This is a genomic window from Streptomyces sp. WAC 04229 (genome assembly GCF_003947455.1).
Taxonomy (GTDB): Bacteria; Actinomycetota; Actinomycetes; order Streptomycetales; family Streptomycetaceae; genus Streptomyces.
Genome location: NZ_QHJH01000003.1, coordinates 14,639 through 40,950, shown reverse-complemented (window position 1 = coordinate 40,950; position 26,312 = coordinate 14,639). Strand labels below are relative to the sequence as shown.

Below are 26,312 nucleotides of genomic sequence, written 5' to 3'. Positions count from 1 at the left end.
AAACCGCACCGTCAAGAGGTCTACGGCAAATGGAATACCATTTCTCGCCCTGTTGACACCCCTGCGGCGCCTCCCTAACCTGACGCCCCGCCATTACATCGATGTAAAGCTGCGGAAAGGGACCCCACCGTGCCCCCCAGCCCCTCACAGCATCCCCGCACGCACGCCGGCCTGCTCCTCGCCGCCCTCCTCGGGCTGCTCGTCGGCCTGCTCCCCGGGCTCACCTCCCAGGCCGGCGCCGCGCCGTCCGCACCCGAACCCCGTGCCGGCGCCGCCGCCGCGGCCGGCGCCTTCCGCAACCCGCTCAACAGCGGGCCCGACCCCTTCATGACCAACTGGAAGGGCAACTACTACCTGACCACCACCCAGGGCGGCAGCATCAGGATGTGGCGCTCGCCGTCCCTGGGCACCCTGGCCGCGGCCGACCCCGTCACCGTCTGGACGGACACCGACCCCTCGCGCAACCGCAACATCTGGGCCCCGGAGTTCTACCGCTTCGGCGACCGCTGGTACCTCTACTACACCGCCGACGACGGCGTCGACGAGCACCACCGGCTGTACGTCCTGGAGTCGGAGCGCGACGACCCGACCGGCCCGTACCACTTCAAGGCCAAGCTCGCCCCGCCCAACCACGCCGACGACTTCGCCATCGACGCCGGCGTCCTCCAGCTCGGCGGGCGCCTCTACCTCGCCTACAGCGGCATCAACCAGTACCAGCACAACGGGCTGAACATCGCGCCGATGTCCAACCCGTACACCGTCTCCGGCGACGCCGTCGCGATCAACGCGGCCGGCGGCTGCCCCGAGGTGCGGGAGGGGCCGGAGTTCCTCTACCGCAATGGGCGGGTGTGGATGACGTACTCGGCCTGTGACACGGGCAAGCCGGACTACCAGGTCTGGATGATGTCGATGCCGCTCACCTCCGACCCGCTGGTGCCGGGCAACTGGCGGCAGCACCAGGGCGCGGTCTTCTCCCGGGCCGACGACCGGGGCGTGTTCGGGCCGGGCCACCACGCCTTCTTCCAGTCCCCGGACGGTACCGAGGACTGGATCGTCTATCACGCCAAGACGACGTCGGTGAACACCTACAGCAACCGCACCACCCGGGCCCAGAAGTTCACCTGGCGGGCCGACGGCAGCCCCGACTTCGGCCGTCCGCTCGCCATGGGCGCCACCCAGAACCTGCCCTCCGGCGACCCCGGCTCGGGCAACTACTGGATCAACGACGACGGCCGCTCCAGCGGTGCCGGGAGCGTCACCTACACCGGTGCCTGGAACTCCGGTTCGGGCTGCGCCACGCAGTGCTTCTGGAGCGACGACCACTGGAGCGACCGGGCCGGTGCCACGGCCACCTTCTCCTTCACCGGCACCCGCATCGCCCTGCTCTCGGTCAAGGACACCGGCAACGGCTACGCCGCCGTCAGCATCGACGGCGGCCCCGAACAACGGGTGGACTTCCACAACCCGATCCGCGTCGGTGAGGCGGTGCAGTACACCAGCCCACGGCTCGCGAACGGCAGGCACACCTTGCGCGTCCGGGTCACGGGAGAGCACAACTCCCAGTCCGGGGCGTCCTTCGTGAGCGTCGACCGCGCCGAGGTCTACACGAACTGACCCGCCGGGGCGGACCACCCGTCAGCGCCGATCGTGGCCCTCCGTGCTCTCCCTCAGGACGAGCCGGTGGGCCACGATGCGGTCCTGGGGCGACTGCGCCCCCGACTCCGCGTCGGCCCGCACGCCGTCCGCGTCGGTCGCGTCCTCGATGCGGCGTTGCAGCAGCTCCACGGCGACCTTCGCCACCGCCGCCTTGTCCGGGGCCACCGTGCTCAGCGTCGGCACGCTGAACCGCCCGCCCTCCACGTCGTCGAAACCGATCACGGCGACCTCACCGGGCACGTCCACCCCGTGCTCGTGCAGCGCGCGCAACGCGCCCAGCGCCAACTGGTCGTTGAGGCAGAGCAGCGCGTCGGGCCGGACCCCGTCGTGGAGCAGCCGCGCCACGGCCCGTGCTCCGGCGGGCATCCGGAACGAGTCGACCGGGACCACCAGGGAGGCGTCGTAGGCGATGCCCGCTTCCGCCAGGGCGGCGCGGTACCCGCGAGTGCGGGCCTCCGCCGTGCCCAGGCCCGGGGCGTCGACCCCGCCGACGGCCAGGACGGTGCGGCGGCCGAGGCCGATCAGATGCCGGGTCGCCTCGCGCGCGGCACGCTCGTTGTCGATGGCCACGTGGTCGGCGCCCTCCTCCAGCAGCTCCCCGAGCAGGACGGTCGGCGGGAAGCCCGAGCGGTCCCGCAGGTCGTCGGCGGTGAGGGCGAGCGGGCTGAGGATGATCCCGTCCACGAAGGTGGAGCCGAACCCGGCCAGCGCCGCCAGCTCGTGGGCGCGGTCCGCCCCGGACTGGTGGATCAGGACGGTCAGGGAGCGCTCCTCGGCCTCGCGGATGACATGCCGGGCCAGTTCGGCGAAGTACGGTATGTCCAGTTCCGGGACGACGAGCGCGATGATGCCGGTTCGGCCCTTGCGCAAGTGGCGGCCCGCCAGGTTCACCCGGTATCCGAGCTGTTCGATGGAGTCCCGCACGACCCGCCTCGTCCGGTCCGAGACGTGGGCGTAGTCGTTGATGACGTTGGACACCGTCTTCTCCGAAACGCCCGCGTGACGTGCGACGTCCTTGATCCTGGGCCGTGCCACCGAGACCTCCCTGCCTCCCGTGCGGTGCACGAGTCTATGTCCCGGCGGCCCGGACGGTTTCCGTGCGGGCCACCGGGACGCCGATCCCACGGTCACGGTCGCCGCTCTGCGCCCCAGCTCTTTACAGCCAATGTACATCGATGTAAAAACTAGCCACCGCATGAGCTCCGGCCGTCGAAAGGTCCGCGATGAGTTCTCGTTCGCCCCTCCAGGGGGTGCCGGCCGTGTCCGACCCGCTACGCCGCCTCAGCCGCCGACGGCTGTTGCGCCACGCCATGGCCGGTACGGGCGCCCTGCTCGCCGCCGGGCCGCTGTCCGGCTGCGCCTCACCGGCCTCGGCCTCCGGGGCGTCCGCGCTGAGCGTCTGGGACCTGTTCCAGGGCGGCGACGGCATGCTCATGGACGAGATGATCGACGCCGTGTCCAAGGGCGACGACGGCTTCGACGTGGACCGCACCATCCTGGACTGGGGCCCGTCGTACTACACCAAGCTGGCCATGTCCGCCGCCGGCGGCCGGGCCTCCGACGTGGCCGCCATGCACCTGTCCCGGCTGGCCGGTTACGCGCCCGGCGGCCTGGTCGACCCCGTCGACCTGGACCTGCTCGCCGAGTTCGGCGTCACCGAGAGGGACTTCACACCGGCGGTGTGGTCGCGGACGCGGCACGAGGGCACCGTCTACGCGATCCCGCTGGACGTCCACCCCTTCATCGTCTTCTACGACAGGAAGGCCGCGGAGAAGGCCGGGCTCCTGGACCCCTCCGGCGCCCTGGCCCCCATGGGCTCGCCCGAGGCACTGCTGGAGGCGGGCAGGGCCCTCGCCGAGGCCACCGGGCAGTCCGGCATCCTCTTCGGCCACGTCACCGACACCGCGCAGAACTGGCGCCTGTTCGCCGGCCTGTACGCGCAGACCGGAGCCGAGTTCGATCTGCCGGACGGCGGGCCCGCTCGGATCGACGTCGACGCCGCCGTCCGCGTCGTGACCCTCATGACGCGGCTCTTCGACGGGAAGACCAACCCCAACAACCTGGACTACAACGGCGCGCTGGCCGCCTTCACCGGTGGCCGCGGCGGCATGGCCATGCTCGGCGAGTGGGAGCTGCCGACGCTGAAGGAGTCCGGCATCGACCTGGGTGCCGCGCCCTTCCCGCAGGTCTTCGACAAGCCGGCCGTCTACACCGACAGCCACAGCTTCGTCCTCCCGCACCAGGAGAACCCCGACCCGGCCCGGCGCCGCGAGGCCCACCGGTACATCGCGGAGATCCTCAAGCAGAGCCTCACCTGGGCGGGCGCCGGTCACATCCCCGCGTACCAGCCCGTCCTCGCGGAGCCCGAGTACGCGGCGCTCGAACCGCAGTCGTCCTACGCCGACGCCGCGGAGGTGGCGGTGCTCGACCCGCCCAACTGGTTCGTCGGAGCCGGTTCGAACTTCCAGAACCGGATGTGCCAGCCGCTCCAGTCGGCGCTGCTGGGCAACACCTCCCCCGAGAAGGCGGTGCGGCAGATGGTCCGCGAGGCGGACGCGCTGCTGCAGCAGCCCAACCCGGTGGCCTGACCCAGCAGAAGGAGTGACCGACGTGACCACCACCGCACCGCTCGGCGCCGAGGAGCGGACCGACCCCGCCACCGGCCCCGCGGACGGCCGCCGTGCCGTCCTGCGCCGGATACGCCCCGGCAACGGATTCGTCTTCGTTCTGCCCTTCCTGCTCGTCTTCGGCCTCTTCATGGTCTGGCCGATCGTGCAGGGGCTCTGGATGAGCTTCACCGACAGCTCGCTCGCCCTGCGCGACACCGGCTTCGTCGGCTTCGACAACTACACCGAGGCCTTCGGCGATCCGGACGTCTGGAGCAGCCTCGGCAACACCGTCTTCTTCACCGCCATCTCCAGCGTCCCGCTCGTGCTGGTCGCCCTGGCCATGGCGCTGCTCGTGCACAGCGGGCTCGCCGGACAGTGGGCGTGGCGGCTGGCGTTCTTCGCCCCCTACCTGCTGCCGGTCACCGTGGTGACCCTCATCTGGACCTGGCTCTACCAGCCGGAGCTGGGCCTGGGCAACCAGCTCCTCGACAGCTTCGGCATGGCCCCCGTCGGCTGGCTGTCCGACGAGTCCGTCGCCATGTGGTCCATCGCCGGCCTCACCGTCTGGTGGACGGTCGGCTTCAACTTCCTGCTCTACCTCGCCGCGCTCCAGTCTCTGCCCACGACCTTCGACGAGGCGGCGGTACTCGACGGGGCAGGTGCGTGGCGGCGGCTGTGGTCCGTCACCCTGCCGCAGCTGCGCAGGACCACCGGGCTGGTGGCCATGCTCCAGATCCTGGCCTCCCTCAAGGTGTTCGACCAGATCTACATCCTCACCAAGGGCGGCCCCAACGGTTCCACCCGCCCCGTCCTGGAGTACGTCTACGACGTCGGCTTCACCGGCTACCGCCTCGGCTACGCCTCCGCCGTCTCGTACCTCTTCTTCGCCCTGATCATCGTCGTCTCGCTCGTGCAGTTCCGTCTCTTCCGCCGGGAGGACTGACCGTGTCCGCAACCGCCACCCCCGTCCGCGCACGGCGGCGTCCACCCCGTGAAGCGTCCGGCTCCCCCCTGCTCCTCGGCCACGGCCGGCTGCCCCGGGTCCTGGCCGGCACGGCGCTCGTCGTCCTCTCGGTCGTCTGGCTGGTGCCCTTCCTGTGGGCGATCGCCACCTCCGTGCAGAGCGAGAAGGACGTCGCCACCACCGGGCTGTCCCCGTTCAAGGGCGCCTTCACCCTGGACGCCTACCGGGAGATCCTGGAACGCGGGAACGTCTCCGTCTGGGCCTTCAACAGCTTCCTGATCGCCGGACTGGTCACCCTGCTCACCGTGGTGGTCTCCACGCTGGCGGCGTACGGCTTCTCGCGCGGCACGTTCCGCGGCCGGCGCGCGCTGCTCGCCGTCACCGTCGCCGCCATCATGATCCCGCCGCAACTGCTCGTCGTGCCGCTGTTCGACCAGATGCTGCTCTTCAATATGGTCGACACCTACGCGGCGGTCATCCTGCCCCAGGTCGTCGCGCCGATGATGGTGTTCATCCTCAAGCGGTTCTTCGACGGCATCCCCAAGGAGCTGGAGGAGGCGGCCCGGATCGACGGCGCCTCCGAGTTCCGGGTCTTCCGGTCGATCGTGCTGCCGCTGTCGCGGCCGATCGTGGCGGCGGTCGCGATCTTCGTCTTCATCGGGGCCTGGAACAACTTCATGTGGCCGTTCATCGTCACCAACGACCCCGACCTGATGACCCTCCCGGTGGGACTGGCCACCGTGAAGGACGCCTACGGCATCCAGTACGCGCAGTCGATGGCGTCCGCCCTGCTCGCGGCGCTGCCGCTCATCGTCGTCTTCCTCCTCTTCCAGCGCCGCATCGTCAACTCCGTGGCCACCACCGGCCTCGGCGGTTCCTGACCCTCCTTTCTCATCCCCTCACAGCTGTACACCCGGGTCCGGCGTCCGAGCGCCGCCCCACCGATCGACTGGAGCATGTGTGTCCACTCACTCCGTACCGCGCCCGGAGTACCCGCGACCGCAGTTCGTGCGCCGCGACTGGCTCAACCTGAACGGCGCCTGGCAGTTCGAGACCGACCGGGGGGACAGCGGCCTCGACCGCGGGCTCCTCGACCGCGAGCTGCGCGACGAGATCCTCGTCCCCTTCCCGCCCGAGTCCGAGCTGTCCGGCATCGGCGACACCGACTTCCTGGAGGCCGTCTGGTACCGGAAGGCCCTCGCCCTCCCCGCGGCCTGGGCGGGACGCCGGGTGCTGCTGCACTTCGGCGCCGTCGACCACGACACCACCGTGTGGGCCGACGGCAAGGAGGTCGTCCGGCACCGCGGCGGCTTCACCCCCTTCACCGCCGACCTCGGCGACATCGCCGGGGCGGGCGAGGAGGTCGTGATCACCGTCCGGGCCCGCGACCCCAAGTCCGGTCCGCAGGCCCGGGGCAAGCAGGCCGTCAAGTACGCCAACCACGACTGCAACTACACCCGGGTGACCGGTATCTGGCAGACCGTCTGGCTGGAGCCCGTCCCCGACGTCCACCTGCGCCGCCCCCGGATCACCCCCGACCTGGCCGGCTCCGCGTTCCACCTCGAACTGCCCCTGTCCGGCAACCGGCCCGGCCACAAGGTGCGCGCCGTGCTCAGCGACGCCGCCGGCGAGGTGAGCCGCGCCGAGGCGCGCGCCGACCTGGACCTCGCCCCGCGCCTGCACCTGCCGGTGCCGGACGACCGGCGCCGCGAGTGGGGCCCCGGGGACCCGCACCTGTACGACCTGCGACTCGAACTCCTCGACGCGGCGGGCGAGGTGGTCGACAGCGCCGAGAGCTACGCCGGTCTGCGTGCCGTCGGTCTGCGCGGCAAGGCCGTCCTCATCAACGGGCGTCCGCTCTTCCAGCGTCTCGTCCTCGACCAGGGCTGGTACCCGGACGGGCTGATGACCGCCCCGACCGACGAGGCACTGGTCAAGGACATCGAGCTGGGCCTGGCGGCCGGGTTCAACGGAGCCCGGCTGCACCAGAAGGTGTTCGAGGAGCGCTTCCTCTACCACGCCGACCGCCTCGGCTACCTGGTCTGGGGCGAGTTCGGCGACTGGGGCTGCGAGACGGGCGGTTCCTCGGGCGACAATCAGAAGCCCGACGCCTCCTACGTCGCCCAGTGGCTGGAGGCGCTGGAGCGCGACTACTCGCACCCCTCGATCATCGGCTGGTGCCCGCTCAACGAGACCTACCAGAAGCTGCACGACCGGATGACCCAGCTCGACGACGTGACCCGGGCGATGTTCCTGGCGACCAAGGCCATGGACACCACCCGGCCGGTCGTGGACGCGTCCGGGTACGCCCACCGGGTCGCCGAGACCGACGTCTACGACTCCCACAACTACGAGCAGGACCCGGCCGCCTTCCGGGAGCTGATGTCCGGCCTCGCCAAGGACGCGCCCTTCGTCAACGCCTACGAGAACGGCGCGCCCTACTCCCAGCCCTACCGGGGACAGCCGTACTTCGTCAGCGAGTTCGGCGGCATCTGGTGGGACCCCGAGGCCGCCGCCGACCTCTCCGGCGAGGACCGCACGGTCTCCTGGGGCTACGGGGAGCGCGTCCGCAACGAGGACGAGTTCCACGAGCGGTTCAGCGGACTCACCGGGGTGCTGCTGGAGGACCGGGACATGTTCGGCTACTGCTACACGCAGTTGACCGACGTCTTCCAGGAGCAGAACGGCATCTACCGGTTCGACCGCGGGGAGAAGCTCGACGTCGCCCGCGTGCGGGCCGCGCAGCTCCGCCCGGCCGCGATCGAGGAGCAGGACCAGGCGTAGCGCGACCCGGAGGGGGTCGGGAGCGGACACCGCCTCCGACCCCCTTCCCCTCCTGTCAGAAGGGCCGGTCACCCGCGATGGCGACGCGTTCGGCGACCCGGCGCTCGGAGCCGTAGTCGCCCACCGCGTAGTGCTGGGTGGCCCGGTTGTCCCAGAAGGCGACGTCGCCGGCCTGCCAGCGGAAGCGCACCTGGTACTCGGGCACGTGCGCCTGCTGGAAGAGGAGACGCAGCAGCCGGTCGCTCTCGGCCCGGTCCATGCCGGTGATGCGGGTGGTGAACGACGTGTTCACGAACAGCATGCGCCGCCCCGTCTCGGGGTGGGTGCGCACCACGGGGTGCTCCACGGGCGGGAAGAGGTCCTGGTGCGGGGCCAGCCGCTCGGGCCCGTAGAACCTGGCGAACCCTGGGATGAAGTCGTGCACGGCGCGGGCGCCGTCGACGCGCTCCTTCACCTCCGGCGGCAGGTTGTCGTAGGCCGCCGCCATGTCCGCCCACATCGTGTCCCCGCCGAACGGCGGGACCTCGCGCAGCTGGAGCACGGCGCCGAGCGCGGGCCGCTCCCGGAAGGTGACGTCGGTGTGCCACACGTTCTCGTACGTCGGCGCACCCCCGGCGCCCTTGTCGAACCGGACGACGTCCGCGCTGGCACCGGCGCTGAGCAGGGGGTTGGTCTCCAGCTCGCCCCAGTGTCCCGCGAAGTCCCGCTGCTGGCCTGAGGTGAGGTGCTGGGCGCGGAAGAAGAGCACCTTCCACTCCAGCAGGGCGCGGTTCAACTCCTCGCGCAGGGTGGCGCCGAGCGGGCGCGAGAGGTCGACGCCCCGGATCTCGGCGCCGATGGTGCGCGCCTGCGGAACGACCTCGAAGTGCTCGTAGGGCCGCTCCCGCCATCCCTCGGGCAGCCGGCGCAGGACGCGCCGGCCCTCGTACATTCCGTCCTCCGGGATGCGCGCTTCGCGCAGGACGGTGCTCGGGTCTGCGGCCGTGACGGTCATGGGAGTCCTCCCCTGGTGCGGTGGTATGGGCGGTACCGGGCCATGGCGGTACGACGTCGTCGCCCGACGGCCGGGAAAATGTGAGGGTTCCGGAGCGTTTCAGCGTTTCGCCGGAGAATGCTTCGCCGGAAGAAGAACCGACCGGGCCCCGACGCGTCGCGCGTCGTGCCTGCGGTGCGGGGGACGGCCGTTATCGGCCGGAGCGCTCACAACCGGTTCGCTCGGGCACGCGGGGACACTCCGCCGTGGTGCCGAACCGGTATGTGGTCATGGCACCGATTGTGTGATCTCCGCTCGTCCCTGTCAACGGCGCCGGACCGGCCGGGGGACGAAGGGGAGCATGTCGTCGCCCTCGGGCTGCACCACGCCGTAGCTGCCCTCGGGCACCTTGTTCCAGACGCCGGGCAGGTCGCCCAGGGGCTCCGAGACGATCAGGCGGGTCTCGTCGGACGCCTCCCGCAGGAACGGCAGGTCGGGATGGAGGGCGCGCACGCTCTCCACCCGTGAGCTGTAGTAGAGCGACCGGGAGTCGGCCTGGGTGGAGTAGCGGAACGCCCACAGGCGCCGTCCGTCGGTGACGGCGACGGTCATCTGCAACGGGAACTCCACTCCGTGCTCGTGACCGACCTCCTCCACCAGCCCCGCCATCCGCGCCACGGCCCCCGGGGGATCATCCTCCAGACCGAAGGTGAGGGCCAGGAAGAACATCATCTCCGAGTCCGTCGACCCCTGGATGTCGGGGTAGAGGCGGGGGGCGACGGCCAGGGCCAGTTCCCGGCGCAGCTTGTGGAAGTCGGCGATCGCGCCGTTGTGCATCCACATCCAGCGTCCGTGGCGGAACGGATGGCAGTTGGTCTGCTGCACGGGGCTGCCCGTGGACGCCCGGATGTGCGCGAAGAACAGCGGCGAGCGGACATGACCGGCGATCTCCCGCAGGTTGCGGTTGCTCCAGGCGGGCCCGATCTCCGTGACGATCGCGGGGGTCCGCATCTCGGGGCCGAACCAGCCGACGCCGAACCCGTCCCCGTTGGTCGTCTCCACCCCCATCCGGGAGTGCAGGCTCTGGTCGATCAGCGAGTGCTGCGGCTGGTAGAGGATCGTCTCCAGCAGCACGGGGGTCCCCGAGTAGGCGAGCCATCGGCACATCGTCCGCCGCCTCCCTGGCGTCGTCAGTCGACCGGCCAGGTGTGGACCGGAGCGTTGAGGTGCATGTAGTCCATGTACTGCTGCGTCATGCGGCGCAGCGCCTCGTGGCGGCTGGGCCGGGCGGTGGCGTCGATGTGGTGGAACATCTCCTTCTGCCACACCGCGCCGTTGCGGCCGGTGACGCAGCGCTGCTCGATGATGCCGAGCAGCGGCTCCCGCCAGGCCGAGTCCATGCCGGACAGCTCCAGTCCCCGGTGCGCCAGCGGCAGCAGCCGCCGCAGCACCAGCTCGGGCACGGTGACCTCGCCCATGCCGGGCCAGTAGAGGTGGGCCTCGATGCCCTGCCGGGCGGCGGTGTGCAGGTTGTCCTCGGCGACCGAGAAGGACATCCGCGACCACACCGGCCGTTCCTCCTCCACCAGGGCACGGGTCAGGCCGTAGTAGAAGGCCCCGTTGGCGAGGGTGTCGGCCACCGTGGGGCCGGCGGGCAGGACGCGGTTCTCCACCCGGACGTGCGGTTTGTCGTGGGCGACGGCGTAGACGGGCCGGTTCCAGCGGTAGATGGTGCCGTTGTGCAGGGTCAGCTCGCCCAGGTCGGGGACGTCGCCGCGGTCCAGCGTGTCGGCGGGGTTCTGCTCGTCGCAGAGCGGCAGCAGGGCAGGGAAGTAGCGGAGGTTCTCCTCGAAGAGGTCGAAGACGCTGTTGATCCAACGCTCCCCGAACCACACCCGGGGCCGTACGCCCTGTGCCTTGATCTCCTGCGGCCGGGTGTCGGTGGCCTGCTCGAACAGGGGGATACGGCTCTCGTGCCAGAGTTCCTTGCCGAGCAGGAAGGGCGAGTTCGCCGCGAGGGCGACCTGGACCCCGGCGATCGCCTGGGCGGCGTTCCAGTAGTCGGCGAACTCCTCGGGCGCCACCTGGAGGTGGAACTGCGTGCTGGTGCACGCGGCCTCGGGCGTGATGGTGTCCGCGTAGGTTCGCAGGCGGTCCACGCCGTCCACCTCGATGTGCAGGTCCTCGCCCCGGGCGGCGAACACCTGGTCGTTGAGCAGCCGGTAGCGCGGGTTCTCCGACAGGGCCGCCTCGCCCACGTCCGACTGGCGCAGCGTGGGCAGGATGCCGATCATGATCAGGTGGGCGCCGACCGACGCGGCGCGGTCCTCGGCGTGGTTCAGGGCGGCCCGGATCTCGGTCTCCCAGGCGTCGGGACCGCCCGCCGTCAGCCGGCGGGGCGGGATGTTGATCTCCAGGTTGAAGCGGCCCAGCTCGGTGGCCCAGGCGGGGTCGGCGATCGCCTCGAGCGCGTCGCTGTTGCGCATCGCCGGCTCGCCCCGGCCGTCGACCAGGTTCAGCTCGATCTCCAGGCCCACCTGGGGTCGCTCGGTCTCGAACCGGGACTCGCGCAGCATCTGCGCGAAGGCCTCCAGGCACTCCTGCATCTTGATCCGGTACCGGCGGCGGTCCTCGCGGGTGAAGACCACCGCCGGGACGTCCCGTCCCATCGGCCCTCCCGGGGTTGCCGTCCTCGGACGCTCCTCCACCCCAGCGTCGCACCACTGTGCGGACCCCACCAGACGGGACGCGAACGGGGGCCCGCCGCACTGTGTGCGCCGGGCCCCCGTCGGTTCAGCCCCGGAAGGGCCGATCAGGCTCTACAGCTTGCCGGACGCGCGCACCGAGATCTTCTTGGAGGTCTTGCCCGCCGGAGACGAGCCGTAGCCCTCGATCTTGTCGACCACGTCCGTGCCCTCGACGACCTTGCCGAAGACGACGTGCTTGCCGTCCAGCCAGGGGGTGGGGACGGTGGTGATGAAGAACTGCGAGCCGTTGGTGTTCGGACCCGCGTTCGCCATGGAGAGCAGGTACGGCTCGCCGTGCTTCAGCTGGAAGTTCTCGTCCGCGAACTTCTCGCCGTAGATGCTCTTGCCGCCGGTGCCGTTGCCCGCGGTGAAGTCGCCGCCCTGGAGCATGAACTGCGGGATCACACGGTGGAACGGGGAGCCCGCGTAGCCGAAGCCGTGCTCGCCGGTGGCCAGCTCGATGAAGTTCCTGGCGGTCTTGGGGGTGACGTCCTCGAAGAGCTCGAAGACGATGCGGCCCGCATCCTGGCCGTCGATGTCGATGTCGAAGTAAACCTTGGAATTGCTCATCGCACCATTGTGACGTGCGAGCCCCCGTGATGCCGAACCGGCTACCGGTTCAGCGTGTGGCGAGCAGTTCCAGCGTGTCGATCACGCGGTTCGAGAAGCCCCACTCGTTGTCGTACCAGGCGACGACCTTGACGTGCCGGCCGTCCACGCGGGTCAGGGCCGAGTCGAAGATCGAGGACGCCGGATTGCCGGTGATGTCGGAGGAGACCAGGGCGTCCTCCGAGTACTCCAGCACGCCCGCGAGCGGGCCCTCGGCGGCGGTGCGGTAGGCCGCCAGCACGTCCTCGCGGGTCACGTCGCGGGCGACGGTCGTGTTCAGCTCGACGATCGAACCCACCGGGACCGGCACGCGGATCGAGTCGCCCGACAGCCTGCCGTCCAGGTTCGGCAGCACCAGGCCGATCGCCTTCGCGGCGCCGGTGGTGGTCGGCACGATGTTGACCCCGGCGGCGCGGGCGCGGCGCGGGTCGCGGTGCGGGCCGTCCTGGAGGTTCTGCTCCTGCGTGTAGGCGTGCACCGTCGTCATGAAGCCGTGCTCGATGCCGGCCAGCTCGTCGAGCACCGCGGCCAGCGGCGCGAGGGCGTTGGTGGTGCAGGACGCGTTCGAGACGATCGTGTGGGCGGCCGGGTCGTACGCGTCGGTGTTCACGCCGTACGCGAGCGTCACGTCGGCGCCGTCCGACGGCGCGCTGACCAGGACCTTCCTCGCACCCGCGGTGAGGTGGCCGCCCGCGGCGGCGGCCGAGGTGAAGCGGCCGGTGGCCTCCAGCACGATGTCGACGTCCAGTTCGGCCCACGGCAGCCGGGCGGGCTCGCGCTCGGCCAGCACCTTGATCCGGCGGCCGTCGACGACGAGGGTGTCCCCGTCCACGCTCACGGGGCGTCCGAGCCGGCCGGAGGTCGAGTCGAACGCGAGCAGCCGGGCCAGCGCGGCCGGCTCCGTGAGGTCGTTGACGGCGACGACCTCGATCTTGGAGTCGCGTTCGAGCAGTGCGCGCAGCACGTTCCGTCCGATGCGGCCGAATCCGTTGATGCCGATGCGCGTCATGAGCGCTGTCCCTTCGTTGCGCGGCCAGGTCCTTCGCCACCAGGCTCGCGCGCCGCGTCCGCCGGCGGCAGCGGCGTGAGTGCCACGGTTCGTAAGGATCGCGCCAGGCTCGGGGACGGGGGCGGTCAGTCGCCCCGGGCGAAGGTGCGGCGGTACTCGCTGGGGGTGGTGCCGAGGATGTGCTGGAAGTGCAGGCGCAGGTTGGCGCCGGTCCCGAGGCCGACGTCCACGGCGATCTGCTCCACCCCGCGCTCCGAGCGTTCCAGCAGCTCACGGGCCATGTCGATGCGGGCCCGCAGCACCCACTGCATCGGCGTGTAGCCCGTGTCCTCGACGAAGCGCCGGGACAGGGTGCGCGCCGACACCGTCGCGTGCCGGGCCAGGGCCTCCAGGGTGAGCGGCTCGTCGAGGCGGCGCAGCGCCCACTCGCGGGTCGCCGCGAACCGCTCGCCCAGCGGCTCGGGCACGCTGCGCGGCACGTACTGCGCCTGGCCGCCGCTGCGGTAGGGGGCCGCGACGAGGCGCCGGGCGGCGTGGTTCGACGCGGCCACCCCGAGGTCGCCGCGCAGGATGTGCAGGCACAGGTCGATGCCGGAGGCGGCGCCGGCGGAGGTGAGCACGCTGCCCTCGTCCACGAAGAGCACGTTCTCGTCGACCCGCACCCGGGGATGCCTGCGGGCGAGTGCCCGCGTGTAGTGCCAGTGCGTCGTGGCGCGCCGGCCGTCGAGCAGTCCCGTGGCGGCCAGCGCGAAGGCGCCGGTGGAGATGGCGGCCAGCCGCGCGCCCCCGCCGTGGGCCCGGGCCAGCGCCGCGACGACGGCCGGCGGCGGGTCGTCGCGGTCGGGGGACCGGTAGCCGGGGATGAAGACCACGTCGGCCCACGCCAGCGCGTCCAGGCCGTGGGCCACGTGGTACGACAGGCCGTCACCGCCGGTGACGAGGCCGGGCGCCGCGCCGCACACCCGGACCTCGTACGGCATGCTCGCGCGCGTCGTGAACACCTGCGCCGGGATGCCGACGTCGAGCGGTTTCGCGCCTTCGAGCACGAGGACGGCGACGCGGCGCAGGCGGGAGGACGGCACGCGCCCAGCGTACGCGGGGCGCAGGTGGAATCAGCCCAGGCCCAGGGCGTCCATGGTGTGCTCGGCCATCCGGCGCTCACCGAGCGCGTTGGGGTGCACGGGGACGAGGCTGTGGCCGAAGAGGAGCGGCTCGATCCACCGGGTGCCGGGGGCCTGGCACGCGTCGTGGCCCTCGGAGACCCCGGCGAAGTCCACGAAGGCCGCGCCGGTCTCCTCGGCGGCGCGCTCGACCACGTCGTTGAGGTGGGCCTGGATGCCCCGCAGGTAGGGCACGTCCCCGGCGGCGATCGGCAGCTTCACGAAGCAGGACGGGTCGGCGGCGGCCGGTGTGATCCAGGGGTACCCCAGGGCGGCGACCCGGGCGTTGGGCGCCGCCTCCATGACGGCACGCAGGGCGGCCTTGAGCGCGGGGTAGGTGTTGTTCTCGATCTGGTCGTCGAAGGACGTGCCGTGCTTGTCCTTGCAGGGGCTGCCCTTGCCGCCGCTGAGGACGCCCGCGGAGCCGCAGGCCGTGATGGCGTTGATGAACGTGCTGTTGTCGTTGCCGCCGATGGTCAGGGTGACCAGGTCCGTGCCGGCGCTCAGCGCGTTCACCTGCGGGGCGACACCGGGGTACTGGGCCTGGGTGAAGTGGGAGGTCTGGGCGGCTCCGCAGGTGACGTCCTTGAGGCGGGCGCCGGTCGCATCCGCGATGACGTGGGGGTAGTTCGCCGTCGAGCGCAGACAGAGCAGGTTGGTGGGGTCGACCGGCAGGACTCCCGAGCCGGCGCTGTAGCTGTCGCCGAGGGCGACGTAGTCGAGGGTGGTGGTGGCGTGCGCCGTGGCGTCCGTGACGCCCAGGGCCAGCACACCGGCGGCGGCAGCTGTCGCGGCCATGACACGACGCAGGGCAGGCTTCGGCATGTGCTCTCTCTTCTGGAGTGCGGCGGCCGTTGGTTACTGGTCGGTTTTACTTTTAAGTAATGTGCAGGGCCGCTGACTCCAAGTCAACGTTGTTGACGGGACTTATTGCAGCGGCCCCAGCGCGTCCTGCCCCACCTCAGCCGGGCACGGAGGCACGTTCCCGCTCCGGCGCCGTGAGCCGGGCCCGCCGTGGCTGACCGCGCGGGGCCGCTGTCGGTGCGGGTCGTTACGCTCCCCGGAGCCACGACCCACCGCCGCCCTTCGCACGCACCGGGAGCCGCCCCCATGCCGCCCACCGAGGCCGAACTCGCCGACGCCGTCCACCGCGCGGCCCGCGCCGCCCTCCTCGACCTCTTCCGGGAACACCCCGGCGACCGGTTCTACTACTTCACCCTGGTGACCTCCGGCGAGGCCTACGGTCCGGCGCTGTCCGCCTGGTCCGTCGAGGCTCTGGCGGCGGAGGCGGCACGGCAGGGCTGCGCGCCGACCCACCTCAAGTGGTCGTACGCCGACTCCCCGTTCTGCTGCTACGGCGAACGGCACCTGGAGCCCGTACGCCCCCTCTTCGAGGCCCGTGGCGAGTTGTTCGACCTGCCCGACGACGAGGCGGACGCGGAATTCGACCTGCGGCTGCGGGCGATGGAGACGGCCGTGGCCCGGCTGGACGCCGAAGGGCTCTTCGGCACCGGTTCCGACCGTCACTCCGTCGTCGTCACCGTCGAGGTGCCCTCCGAAGCGGGCAACGACGAGCGGGTGCTGCGGCTGAACCCGCCCCAGGCCCTGACGGAGTGGCGCGGGGAGGCCGCCGTGGCGGAGGACGTGTGAGCGGTCCCGACACGGCCCCCGCGCTGTTCTAGAGTGACTTCCGCCAGTGGCACGACGGACCTGTGAGGTACTCACCAGCCATGACGACCGAAACGTTTGAGTTCCAGGTAGAGGCACGTCAGCTGCTCCAGCTGATGATTCACTCCGTCTACTCGAACAAGGATGTCTTCCTGCGCGAGCTCGTCTCCAACGCCTCGGACGCGCTGGACAAGCTGCGCCTCGCCGTGCTGCGCGACGACGCCCCCGGCGCCGACGTGAGCGACCTGCACGTCGAGTTGGAGATCGACAAGGACGCCCGCACGCTGACCGTGCGGGACAACGGCATCGGCATGTCCTACGACGAGGTCACCCAGCTGATCGGCACCATCGCCAACTCGGGCACCGCCAAGTTCCTCCAGGAGCTGCGCGACGCCCAGGACACCGCCGGGGCCGACGGGCTGATCGGCCAGTTCGGCGTCGGCTTCTACTCGGGCTTCATGGTCGCGGACGAGGTCACCCTCGTGACCCGGCACGCCGGAGAGACCCAGGGCACCCTGTGGACCTCGCGCGGCGAGGGCACGTACACCCTGGAGCGGCTCGACGAGGCCCCGCAGGGGACCGCCGTCACCCTGCACCTCAAGCCGGCCGACTCCGACGACCAGCTCCACGACTACACCTCCGCCTGGAAGATCAGGGAGATCGTCAAGCGGTACTCGGACTTCATCACCTGGCCGGTCCGCCTGCTGCCGGAGCCGGGCGAGGACGCCGCCGAGGACCGCGAGCCCGAGACGCTCAACTCGATGAAGGCCCTGTGGGCGCGCCCGCGCGACGAGGTCTCCGACGAGGAGTACCACGAGCTGTACAAGCACATCGGCCACGACTGGCGGGACCCGCTGGAGACGATCCGGCTCCAGGCCGAGGGCACCTTCGAGTACCAGGCCCTCCTCTTCATCCCGTCGCACGCCCCCCACGACCTGTCCACCCGGGGCTACCAGCGCGGCGTCCAGCTCTATGTGAAGCGCGTCTTCATCATGGAGGACTGCGAGGAACTGCTGCCGCCCTACCTCCGCTTCGTCAAGGGCGTCGTCGACGCGCAGGACCTCTCCCTCAACGTCTCGCGCGAGATCCTCCAGCAGGACCGCCACATCCGCATGATCCAGCGGCGGCTGACCAAGAAGATCCTCGCCACCGTCAAGGACCTCGGCACCTCCGCGCCGGACCGCTACGCCACGTTCTGGCGGGAGTTCGGCGCGGTGCTGAAGGAGGGGCTGGTCACCGACTCCGAGAACCGGGACGCGATCCTCGCCGCCTGCTCGTTCGCGACCACGCACGACGCCGACGCGCCGACCACGCTGAAGAGCTACGTGGAGCGGATGAAGGACGGCCAGGACGACATCTACTTCATGACGGGCGAGTCCCGGCGGGCCATCGAGAACTCCCCGCACATGGAGGCGTTCCGGGCCAAGGGCGTCGAGGTCCTGCTGCTCACCGACCCCGTCGACGAGGTCTGGGTCGACGCGGTGGGGGAGTACGAGGGCAAGGCGCTGCGCTCGGTCGCCAAGGGCGACATCGACCTGTCCGGCACCGAGGAGGAGAAGAGCGGGGCCGAGAAGGAGAAGCAGGGCGAGGAGTACGCCGGGCTGCTCGGCTGGATGACGGAGCACCTGGGCGAGGACGTCAAGGAGGTCCGCCTCTCCTCCCGGCTGACGGTCTCGCCGGCCTGCGTCGTCTCCGACTCGGGCGAACTCACCCCCGCTCTGGAGAACATGTACCGGGCGATGGGCCAGGAGGTCCCCGAGGCCAAGCGGATCCTGGAGCTCAACCCCGAGCACCAGCTGGTGAAGACCCTCAACCGGGCCTACGCCGACCGGCAGGACCGTACGGAACTCACCGAGACCGCGGAACTGCTGCACACCCTCGCGGTGCTGGCCGAGGGCGGCCGGCCGAAGGAACCCGCCCGCTTCGTGCAGCTGATGGCGGACCGCCTGGAGCGCACCGTCTAGCGGCGCACGCGGACCGGGGCGCTCCGGCGCGCCCGCCCCCCCCGCCATCCGCATGGCGAGACGGCATGGCATCCGGAGGGCCCCGGTCCGTATATTCGCACGCATGTCTGCCTCGGCTCCGCTGCTGTGCCTCGCGCTCTTCGCGTGCTCGGCGTGGTGCGTCGACGACGGCCTCTGTCGCCGCTGAGACCGGACCGGCCGGACGATCCGCGCCGCCTCCGCCAGCCCGCCCGCCGTCCCCGTGCACCACACCGGAGATCTTCCGTGACCACCGCACCCCCTGCCGGGTCGCCCCCGGCCGCGCCGCCGCGCGCGTCCACCTCCCTCTTCGCCCCCGCTCCCACCTCCTCCGCCCGGCCCGAGGCGCCGCCCCTGCCGCCGGTAAGGCGAACGCCCCTCGTGGTGTCCGGGCTGCTCGCCGCCGCCCTGACGGCCTACGTGTGGTCCGCGCACGGCGCCAAGCCCGGCGTGCTGCTCCTGCTGGGCCTCGGTCTGGGCGTGGCCCTCTTCCACTCCCGGTTCGGCTTCACGTCGGCCTGGCGGCAGCTGGTCGCCGTCGGCAACGGAGCCGGGCTGCGCGCCCACGCCCTGCTGCTCGGCACCACGGCCACCCTGTTCGCCCTGCTCATCGGCACCGGGACCGGACTGTTCGGCTCCCAGCCGGCCCCGTCCGCCGGCCCGATCGGCGTCGGCCTGTTCGCCGGCTCGGCGCTCTTCGCGATCGGCATGCAGCTCGGCGGCGCCTGCGCCTCGGGCACCCTCTTCGCCGTCGGCTCGGGACAGACGTCGATCGTGCTGACCCTCGGCGGCTTCGTCGCGGGCGCCACCCTGGCGGCCTGGCAGTTCGACCTGTGGAAGGACCTGCCGGCCTGGGAGCCCGTCGTGCTCTCCGACCACGTCGGCTGGCTCGGTTCCTGGGCCGTGACCGTCGGGGCGCTGCTCCTCGTGGTCCTGGTCACCCGTCGCATACAGGCCCGCCGCAATCCGCCGCCCCTCGGAACCGTGCCCTCGGCACGCGGCGCCGCCCTGCGGGCCGTCCGGGGCTCCTGGCCGCTGGCCGCCGGTGCCCTCGTCCTGGCGGTGCTCGGCGCGGGCGTCCTGCTGGTCTCCGGCGGCGCCTGGGGCGTCACCAGCGCCTTCAGCCTGTGGGGCTCGGAACTGGTGGGCGCGCTCGGCGGACACCCGGAGAACTGGACCTGGTGGCGGCAGCCCGGCAACGCCGAGATGCTCGCGGGCCCGGTCCTCGCCGACAAGACCAGCCTCACCGACATCGGCATCATGATCGGCGCCGCTGTCGCCGCGGCGGTCGGCGGCACCTGGGCGCTGCACCGGGGCATCCCCTGGCGCACGGCTCTCGCCGCGGTGCTCGGCGGCCTGCTGATGGGCATCGGCGCCCGGCTGGCCGGCGGCTGCAACATCGGCGCCTACCTGGCGGGCATCGCCTCGGGCAGCCTCAGCGGCTGGCTCTGGGGCGCCTTCGCCCTGGCGGGCACCTGGGTGGGTCTGAAGCTGCGCCCCCTGTTCGGCCTGGGCAACCCCAAGCCGGGCGACGGCGTCTGCTGAACGGTAAGGCCCGTGCGGCACAGGGGTCAGGCCCGTGCCGCACGGGCGGCTAGGGGGTGCGCCGGTCCGTGGTGGTGACGCGGGCGACGGCCTCCAGGGTGAGGGCGCGTCCGTGCGGCTCGCGGGCCAGGGCGCGGTGCAGTGTCAGGCCCTCGATCAGCGCGTCGAGCTGGCGGGCCGTGTCCGGGTCGAAGTGCTTCTCCAGGTGCACCCGGCTGCGCCGCATCCACTCGTGGGTCAGCTCCCGGTAGGCAGGCTGCCGCGCGGCGAGCGTGTACAGCTCCTGGGTGAGGATCAGGTCCCGCTGGCTTCCCTCCGACAGCTCGTGCACCAGGTCGGCCACCGCCGCGCGGGCCTCGTCGCGGTCGGCCGCGGCGCCGAGATACGCGTCGAAGACGGCGACGATGTGGTCCGTGAAACGACTGAACGCCTCCCGGAGCAGCTCCTCGATGCCGCTGAAGTGGTACGTCATCGAGCCCAGGGGGACCCCCGCGCGCGTCGCGATCTTCCGGTGGGAGACGCGGGCGATGCCCTCCTCGGCGATCAGGTCGAGGGTGGCGGCGATGATGCGCTCGCGGCGCTGCGGGTCCGTGTGTCCGGTTGCCATGGGAGCAGGCTTACACGTTCCGCACCGGCCGGGCAGGGTTGCCGACGGCGACGACGTTCGCGGGCACGTCCTTGGTGACGACCGCGCCCGCGCCGATGACGGAGTTGTCCCCAATGGTCACGCCGGGCAGCACGATGGCACCGCCGCCCAGCCAGACGTTGTCGCCGATGGTGATGGGCAGCGCCGCCTCGAGCTTGTCCCGCCGGGGGCCCGGCTCCAGCGGGTGGGTGGGGGTGAGCAACTGCACGTTCGGGCCGATCTGGCAGTCCTCCCCGATGGTGATCGCCGCGACGTCCAGCGCGGTGAGGTTGTAGTTGACGAAGGTGCGCGCGCCGATCGTGATGTTGCTGCCGTAGTCGACGTACAGCGGGGGCCGCACGTGCGCCTCGGCGCCCAGTGAGCCCAGCAGCTCGGCGAGGACCGGCCGCGCGGCCGTGGCGTCCTCCGCGTACGCCGCCTGGTAGCGGGCGGCCAGCCGTACGGCCTCCTGCTGCCTGCGGGCGATCTCCGGGTCGTCGGCGATGTAGAGGTCGCCCGCCTGCATGCGTTCGAGGTTCGTGCGGGAGTCGCCCGCGAAGTGGTCCGTCGGCATGCGCACGATCGTACCCCTGAAGCGTACGAACGTACACTCCCGTGCGTCCGGAGCCCCGAGACCGACCCGTACGGAGGTACCGCTCAGCGGCGCCGGGGCTGGAGCACTCCGGCGAGCAGCAGCACCAGGAGTCCGGCGAGCGGCACGACCAGCAGCCCCACCCGCAGGCTCGTCGCGTCGGCGACCAGGCCCACGACCGGCGGGGAGAGCAGGAAGCCCAGGCGCATCAGCCAGGAGACGATCGTCAGCCCCGAACCGGGCTTCAGGCCGGGCAGTTCGTCGGCCTCGTGCATCGCCGCCGGGACCAGCGTCGCCACCCCGAAACCGGCCGCGGCGAACCCGAGCACCGTCCCGGGCACCGTGGGCACGGCCAGCGCCAGCCCCATGCCGACCGCGGCGATCAGCGCGCCGGAGCGGGCCACGGCGCGCTGGCCGAACCGGTCCACGAGCCGGTCCCCGATGAGCCGGCCGACGAACTGCGCCCCGACCAGGGCGACATAGCCGGAGGCGGCCAGCGCCACCGACGCGTGCAGCGAGTCGGAGAGGTAGAGGGTGGCCCACGAACTGCCCGCGTCCTCGACCAGGGTGCCGGCCGTGGCGATGAGGACGAGCGCCGCCAGCACGTAGCGGATCCGCGCGCCCGTGGCCGGGGCCGGCGCAGTCCGCCGCGCGCCGTCCCCGCCGTCCTCCTCCTCGGCCGCCTCGGTCTCCGGGCCCGGCAGGCAGAACCGCAGCGCCACACAGGCCGCCACCGCGAACACCACGCCGGAGAAGAACAGATGCTGGCCCCGGGGCACGCCGAGCGCGATCGCGCCGGCGGCCATGGAACCGCCGGTGACGGCGCCGATGGACCAGATGGCGTGGAAGGAGTTGATGATGGAGCGTCCGTAGCGCCGCTGTACCCGCAGGCCGTGCGCGTTCTGCGCGACGTCGGTGAACGCGTCCATCGCGCCTGCCAGGAACAGCGCCCCGGCGAACACCACGACCGACTCCGCCAGTCCGGCGGCCAGGATCCCCACGCCGGTCAGCAGCGTGCCGCCGACCGCCACCCGCGCCGAGCCGAACCGGCGGACGAGTATCCCGGCCGCGAGTCCGGCCGCGATCGCGCCCGCCGGGAACGCGGCCACGGCCAGCCCGTAGGCGGCGTTGCCGATCCCGAGGTCCGCCTTGATCTGCGGATAGCGCGGCAGCAGGTTGGCGAACAGCGCCCCGTTGGTGAAGAAGAGCACGGCGACGGCCACCCGGGCCCGCCGGTCGGCCGGCGTGGCCCGGCGCAGTACGTCGACAGTCATGCGCGGAGCCTACAGGCGCAAGCGTACGAACGTACACTCTGCTCTCGGTCCCTGCCGAAAAACCGATGTCGTGCCGACGCCGTCGCGGCGATCATGGGGCTCCGTGCCGGCCCGACCGTGAGGAACCCACCGCCATGCCCGTGCCCGCAGACCCGACGGTGCTCCACCCGATGCCCGAGCACCCGCGAGTGGTGCTTCTCAGGCCGCTGGTGAAGTCCCCGCTCATCGAGGTGGGGGAGTACTCCTACTACGACGACCCCGACGACGCGACGGCCTTCGAGACCCGCAACGTGCTCTACCACTACGGTCCGGAGAAGCTCGTGATCGGCCGGTTCTGCGCGCTGGGCACCGGCACCCGGTTCCTCATGAACGGCGCCAACCACCGGATGGACGGCCCCTCGACCTTCCCCTTCCCCAGCATGGGCGGCTCCTGGTCCGAGCACTTCGACCTGCTCACCGGCCTGCCCGGCCGGGGGGACACCGTCGTCGGCAACGACGTCTGGTTCGGCCACGGCTCCACCGTCATGCCCGGGGTCCGCATCGGCCACGGCGCGATCGTCGGCGCGGGCTCCGTGGTCACCCGGGACGTGCCCGACTACGGCATCGTCGGCGGCAACCCGGCCCGGCTGGTGCGCACCCGCTTCAGCGACGAGGACGTGGCCCGGCTCCTCGCGGTGGCCTGGTGGGACTGGCCCGCCTCGCTCATCACCGAGCACGTCCGGACGATCATGTCCGGCACCATCGAGGACCTGGAGGCGGCGGCTCCGCGCGACGGGCGTGGATGACCGCGCGCACCAGCTCACCGCGTCGGTCACCTCGGTCTTCACGTTGGCGGTGACCCGGTCGGTGCCACAGCGGAGTTTCCGCGGGAGGCACCAGCCCTTCAGGGCGGCCGCGGCTTGCTCGCCGAGGCAGCGGAACCTGGCGTGGGTGCTGTTGTACCGACGTCGCCGCAGCTTGAGACGCAGGCCGCGGAAGGGCACCGGGATGATGCCGTCGTCGCCTTGATACGCCTTGTCCGCCCAGCACTTCACCTCCGCGTCGCGGGGGCGTAGTCACCGGCAGTCCCCGTGTCGTGGCGAGCGCCGGGAACGGTGGGTGAGGCCGACAGCAGTCGACCCGCCGCATCGGCGATGACCTGCCACTCCGACGGGCTCGTCGGACATGGCGGCGCCGATCCGGCTGAGAGCTACCGTGGAGCTGCGCGCCGACCGGTCACCGGTCGGCGCGGACCCGGTCTACCGGTTCGCGGCTTCGCGAGAGGTGACCCGGTTCGTGCGACCGACCGCGCGGCCCACCGCGTTGCGCACCGCGAGGCCCGGCCGGGTGCGGGGCACCATGAGCCTGGAGAGGAGACCGACGCGTCGCTGCCGCGGGCCTACCGCACGGCGGAGCCGCGACTCGTAGGCGGCGAAGGCGCGGGCGTGATCACCAGGATGGGCGGCGAGCTCCTCTGCGAGGGCGTGCGCGCCCGCCATCGCCATGCTGGACCCGTCACCCAGCAGGGCCGTCGCCGCCGCCGCGTCCCCGAGCAGTACGACCCGTCCGCGGGACCACGAGGGCACTCGGACGGTGGTCAGGGGGTCGAAGTACGGAGCCGGATGGTTGAGGAAGGCTGCCACGAGTTCCGGTGCCCGCCACCGCACGTCGGCGTAGGCGTCGGCCACGGTCTGCTTGTGAAGGGCGATGTTCTTGCGGTCGTGGGGCGCCGGCTGCGCGGCCCGGAAGGTGAAGATCGCGAGCGGGGTGGTCCGCGAGGGGTGGAGGACCAGCATCCGGTTCGGCACGGTCAGCATCGTCATCTCGGTCGGGTCCTCGACGGCGTCGGGTTCCAGCGGGACGGTCGCGCCGTACAGGCCCAGGTCGTTCGCGAACTGCCGCTCGGGGCCGAATACCAGGCGCCGAACGGTGGAGTGCATCCCGTCGGCACCGACTACCAGGTCGAAGCGCCGTGGCGCGGACCGCCGGAAGGTGACGTCCACCCCGCGTTCATCCTGATCGAGAGCGGTGACCGTGTCGTCGAACAAGAACTCGGCCTCGGTCTGCGCCGACCGGTGGAGCACCTCGGACAGGTCGGCTCGGGTCACCTCGACCGTCGGCGCCTTGTCCGAGGTGAGCGCGAGTTGCAGGATGCGCCTGCCGCCGGGGTCGAGCAGGGTCAGCGACCGATTGCGGGTGGCGAGCTCGCGGAGCTGCGGGAGGATGCCCATGCGCTCGGCGACCGGGATCGCGGGCCCCTTCACGACGATCGCGCTACCACCGGAGCGCAGCTGCCGGGCATGTTCGACGACCGTCGGCCGGTAGCCGTTCCGGGAGAGCCAGTACGCGAGTGCGGGCCCTGCGATTCCGGCACCGACTATCAGCACCTCGGGCTTCTTCATGACGATGACCTCTCGGAGTGTCGATGACCAGGTCCCCGGCGAATGCCGGGCCGGGTCTGAGGGGGCGGCGGCACGGGGCGGTGCAACCGGACCCAGGTACGATCAATTTCGTACCTTAGGGAAGCATGCCCTTCAGGTACGATGCAAGTCGTACTTGAAGGAGGTGCCGCGTGGCCGGGAGGAACCTGGACGGCCCGGAGGCCGATGCGCTCGATCTGGGTGCGGTGTTCCGTGCCCTCGCCGACGAGCACCGTCGTTCGGTGATGACGGAGTTGGCCACCGACCGCAGCGACAGCGAGCGGGGCTGCAACTCGTTCGGTCTTCCGATCTCGAAGCAGACCCAGACCCACCACTTCCGGGTCCTGCGCGAGGCAGGTCTCATTGACGAGATCGACTACGGCAACCGCAAGGGCGTCAGACTACGACGCGCGGACATCGAGAAGAGATTCCCCGGGCTCCTCGCGCTCCTGGGAGCAGGCCCCCCGGCCGATACCGCTCCTCGCTGAGCACGCCGGAGGGGGGCCCGGTCCGGTCCTGAGCCGCGAGCTCGACCCAATCCAGCTCGCGCCCGGCTCGCAGGTGTCCGAGCACCGTTGTCCGGGCTGAGCATGCGCACCGTGTGCGGCACGTCGCCCTCGGCCTCGCCGCGGAGACTTTCCCGGTGGGTGACGCGGACAGCACCCTTCCGGGGTGCTCGGCCTCCCGCGTGGCGATCCCTCTCGCCAGCCGGTCGTGGGCGACGGCCGCGCGGGGCCTCTTCGAGCGCCCGGGGGCGCGCGGGGGCGTCGACGATCACTGCTGCAGGAGTGGTCGTCAGCCGCAACGCGTCACCCCCTGACCGTGGGCGCCGGCCCTCGGCGCCGCCGCTCCGTTTGCGGAGCCACCGGCATCGGGTTTCGGTGGAGTGGTCGCGCCACCGCCCCGGGAGCTGTCATGTCGATGTCGTCGTTCGGTTTCGGCTCGTCCGATCCGTTCAGTGAGCTGCTGAACCGCTTCTTCGGTAGGTCCCCCGCCTCGTCGCCGCCGGCGGTCCAGCGCGTGCCGATCGGCCGGCTGCCGACCGAGTCGTCCCGGGAACTGCCCAACCTGGCCGGACGGCGGGCCCTGGAGGACGGAACGTCCGACCTGGACACCGAGCACCTGCTGTGGGCGGCCACCCAGGTCGAGCCGGCCCGCGGCCTGCTCGCCGGGGCCGGGAAGGCGGACCAGGCATGACCGACGTCGAGGAGACGATCGAGGTCGCGGTACCGGTGCGGGCCGCCTACGACCAGTGGACCCAGTTCAAGAGCTTCCCGAGGTTCACGGCCACGGTGCTCCGGGTCGAGCAGGTCAGGCCCGCCCTGATCCTGTGGGTCGTCGGCCGCGGGCCGGTGCGCCGCGAGTTCGCCACCGAGATCGTCGAGCAGGTGCCCGACTCGCACCTCGTCTGGCGCGGACTCGGGCGCCGGCCCCGCCACCGGGGCGAGGTGCGGTTCCGGGCCGCCGGGGACGGACGTACGGCCATCACGGTGCGCCTGTGGATCGAGCCGCGCGGTCCCCTCGGCCTGCTCGCCGCCGTGCCCGGGGCGACGCGCCGGGTGGTGCGCCGGGAGCTGGCGAACTTCGGCACGTTCATCGAAGGCCACGGACAGGCCGGCGGGGGCTGGCGGGGAACCATCCGGGGCGGCCAGGTCCGGCCGCAGGAGCCGGAACCGCCCAGGAGCCGGGTCGCGGGCTGGCCGGTGGGCTGAACGT

23 protein-coding genes and 1 pseudogene are annotated in these 26,312 nt (G+C 71.6%); 12 read left to right on the top strand and 12 right to left on the bottom strand.

The features are described from left to right. Nucleotides 1-129 precede the first annotated feature (129 nt). Complete coding sequence (locus tag DMH12_RS01350; RefSeq protein ID WP_125489656.1) at nucleotides 130-1,614, top strand: family 43 glycosylhydrolase; 1,485 nt, start codon at nucleotides 130-132, stop codon at nucleotides 1,612-1,614. A 21-nt stretch (nucleotides 1,615-1,635) separates the two neighbouring features. On the opposite strand, the gene DMH12_RS01345 is transcribed toward DMH12_RS01350, so the two are convergent. Next, entirely contained in the window at nucleotides 1,636-2,691 is a 1,056-nt protein-coding gene (locus DMH12_RS01345; protein WP_125489655.1) for a LacI family DNA-binding transcriptional regulator, read from the bottom strand. Nucleotides 2,692-2,879: 188 nt separating this feature from the next. Here DMH12_RS01345 and DMH12_RS01340 point away from each other — a divergent pair, with 188 nt between their 5' ends. The 4 genes from DMH12_RS01340 to DMH12_RS01325 all read left to right on the top strand — a co-directional run bounded on the left by DMH12_RS01340 (nucleotide 2,880) and on the right by DMH12_RS01325 (nucleotide 8,013). Next, nucleotides 2,880-4,244, top strand: coding sequence for an extracellular solute-binding protein (locus DMH12_RS01340; protein WP_185832093.1), 1,365 nt, complete (start codon nucleotides 2,880-2,882; stop codon nucleotides 4,242-4,244). A gap of 22 nt (nucleotides 4,245-4,266) precedes the next feature. Then, nucleotides 4,267-5,208 carry a carbohydrate ABC transporter permease gene (locus tag DMH12_RS01335; protein ID WP_185832092.1) on the top strand — a complete coding sequence of 314 codons (942 nt, stop codon included), beginning with the start codon at nucleotides 4,267-4,269 and terminating at the stop codon, nucleotides 5,206-5,208. 2 nt (nucleotides 5,209-5,210) lie between these two features. After that, nucleotides 5,211-6,110, top strand: a complete 900-nt coding sequence (locus DMH12_RS01330) for a carbohydrate ABC transporter permease (protein ID WP_125489652.1) — start codon at nucleotides 5,211-5,213, stop codon at nucleotides 6,108-6,110. 79 nt (nucleotides 6,111-6,189) lie between these two features. Then, entirely contained in the window at nucleotides 6,190-8,013 is a 1,824-nt protein-coding gene (locus tag DMH12_RS01325) for a glycoside hydrolase family 2 protein (protein ID WP_125489651.1), read from the top strand. Nucleotides 8,014-8,068: 55 nt separating this feature from the next. Here DMH12_RS01325 and DMH12_RS01320 read toward each other — a convergent pair whose 3' ends face one another. The 7 genes from DMH12_RS01320 to DMH12_RS01290 all read right to left on the bottom strand — a co-directional run bounded on the left by DMH12_RS01320 (nucleotide 8,069) and on the right by DMH12_RS01290 (nucleotide 15,336). Next, complete coding sequence (locus DMH12_RS01320; protein WP_125489650.1) at nucleotides 8,069-9,007, bottom strand: TauD/TfdA family dioxygenase; 939 nt, start codon at nucleotides 9,005-9,007, stop codon at nucleotides 8,069-8,071. 303 nt (nucleotides 9,008-9,310) lie between these two features. After that, entirely contained in the window at nucleotides 9,311-10,153 is an 843-nt protein-coding gene (locus tag DMH12_RS01315; protein WP_125489649.1) for a class II glutamine amidotransferase, read from the bottom strand. A gap of 23 nt (nucleotides 10,154-10,176) precedes the next feature. After that, a complete protein-coding gene (locus DMH12_RS01310; RefSeq protein ID WP_125489648.1) occupies nucleotides 10,177-11,655 on the bottom strand; it encodes a glutamate-cysteine ligase family protein in 1,479 nt (492 codons plus the stop codon). A 150-nt stretch (nucleotides 11,656-11,805) separates the two neighbouring features. Further along, nucleotides 11,806-12,303 (bottom strand): peptidylprolyl isomerase, encoded by a 498-nt coding sequence (locus DMH12_RS01305; RefSeq protein ID WP_125489647.1) that lies wholly within the window; start codon nucleotides 12,301-12,303, stop codon nucleotides 11,806-11,808. 49 nt (nucleotides 12,304-12,352) lie between these two features. Continuing rightward, on the bottom strand, nucleotides 12,353-13,351 hold the full coding sequence (gap, locus tag DMH12_RS01300) for a type I glyceraldehyde-3-phosphate dehydrogenase (RefSeq protein WP_122617810.1): 999 nt from the start codon (nucleotides 13,349-13,351) through the stop codon (nucleotides 12,353-12,355). A gap of 125 nt (nucleotides 13,352-13,476) precedes the next feature. After that, nucleotides 13,477-14,433: a GlxA family transcriptional regulator gene (locus tag DMH12_RS01295; RefSeq protein WP_125489646.1), complete on the bottom strand. Its 957-nt coding sequence runs from the start codon at nucleotides 14,431-14,433 to the stop codon at nucleotides 13,477-13,479. Nucleotides 14,434-14,463: 30 nt separating this feature from the next. Beyond that, nucleotides 14,464-15,336 (bottom strand): SGNH/GDSL hydrolase family protein, encoded by an 873-nt coding sequence (locus tag DMH12_RS01290; protein WP_125489645.1) that lies wholly within the window; start codon nucleotides 15,334-15,336, stop codon nucleotides 14,464-14,466. Nucleotides 15,337-15,621: 285 nt separating this feature from the next. Here DMH12_RS01290 and DMH12_RS01285 point away from each other — a divergent pair, with 285 nt between their 5' ends. The 3 genes from DMH12_RS01285 (at nucleotide 15,622) to DMH12_RS01275 (ending at nucleotide 19,706) form a co-directional block, all read left to right on the top strand. Continuing rightward, nucleotides 15,622-16,161 (top strand): DUF4303 domain-containing protein, encoded by a 540-nt coding sequence (locus DMH12_RS01285; protein ID WP_125489644.1) that lies wholly within the window; start codon nucleotides 15,622-15,624, stop codon nucleotides 16,159-16,161. A gap of 80 nt (nucleotides 16,162-16,241) precedes the next feature. Next, entirely contained in the window at nucleotides 16,242-18,143 is a 1,902-nt protein-coding gene (gene htpG / locus DMH12_RS01280) for a molecular chaperone HtpG (protein ID WP_125489643.1), read from the top strand. Nucleotides 18,144-18,407: 264 nt separating this feature from the next. Then, nucleotides 18,408-19,706, top strand: coding sequence for a YeeE/YedE family protein (locus DMH12_RS01275; RefSeq protein WP_125489642.1), 1,299 nt, complete (start codon nucleotides 18,408-18,410; stop codon nucleotides 19,704-19,706). Nucleotides 19,707-19,755: 49 nt separating this feature from the next. On the opposite strand, the gene DMH12_RS01270 is transcribed toward DMH12_RS01275, so the two are convergent. The 3 genes from DMH12_RS01270 to DMH12_RS01260 form a co-directional block, all read right to left on the bottom strand. Further along, a complete protein-coding gene (locus DMH12_RS01270; RefSeq protein ID WP_125489641.1) occupies nucleotides 19,756-20,313 on the bottom strand; it encodes a TetR/AcrR family transcriptional regulator in 558 nt (185 codons plus the stop codon). A 10-nt stretch (nucleotides 20,314-20,323) separates the two neighbouring features. Beyond that, entirely contained in the window at nucleotides 20,324-20,905 is a 582-nt protein-coding gene (locus DMH12_RS01265; RefSeq protein WP_125489640.1) for a sugar O-acetyltransferase, read from the bottom strand. 83 nt (nucleotides 20,906-20,988) lie between these two features. Continuing rightward, complete coding sequence (locus DMH12_RS01260) at nucleotides 20,989-22,197, bottom strand: MFS transporter (protein ID WP_125489639.1); 1,209 nt, start codon at nucleotides 22,195-22,197, stop codon at nucleotides 20,989-20,991. Nucleotides 22,198-22,331: 134 nt separating this feature from the next. Between DMH12_RS01260 and DMH12_RS01255 the strand changes: the two genes are divergently transcribed. Next, nucleotides 22,332-22,982, top strand: coding sequence for a CatB-related O-acetyltransferase (locus DMH12_RS01255; RefSeq protein WP_185832091.1), 651 nt, complete (start codon nucleotides 22,332-22,334; stop codon nucleotides 22,980-22,982). 453 nt (nucleotides 22,983-23,435) lie between these two features. Here DMH12_RS01255 and DMH12_RS01250 read toward each other — a convergent pair whose 3' ends face one another. After that, nucleotides 23,436-24,578: an FAD-dependent monooxygenase gene (locus DMH12_RS01250; protein WP_125489638.1), complete on the bottom strand. Its 1,143-nt coding sequence runs from the start codon at nucleotides 24,576-24,578 to the stop codon at nucleotides 23,436-23,438. A gap of 170 nt (nucleotides 24,579-24,748) precedes the next feature. Between DMH12_RS01250 and DMH12_RS01245 the strand changes: the two genes are divergently transcribed. The 3 genes and pseudogenes from DMH12_RS01245 to DMH12_RS01235 all read left to right on the top strand — a co-directional run bounded on the left by DMH12_RS01245 (nucleotide 24,749) and on the right by DMH12_RS01235 (nucleotide 26,308). After that, nucleotides 24,749-25,084, top strand: a complete 336-nt coding sequence (locus DMH12_RS01245) for a helix-turn-helix transcriptional regulator (protein WP_125489637.1) — start codon at nucleotides 24,749-24,751, stop codon at nucleotides 25,082-25,084. 427 nt (nucleotides 25,085-25,511) lie between these two features. Further along, nucleotides 25,512-25,775 (top strand): annotated as a pseudogene (locus DMH12_RS01240) (Clp protease N-terminal domain-containing protein); the annotation flags it as partial. A 14-nt stretch (nucleotides 25,776-25,789) separates the two neighbouring features. Beyond that, the gene (locus tag DMH12_RS01235) at nucleotides 25,790-26,308 is read left to right on the top strand and encodes an SRPBCC family protein (RefSeq protein ID WP_125489636.1); all 519 of its coding nucleotides are present in this window, start codon (nucleotides 25,790-25,792) and stop codon (nucleotides 26,306-26,308) included. Nucleotides 26,309-26,312: the final 4 nt, after the last annotated feature.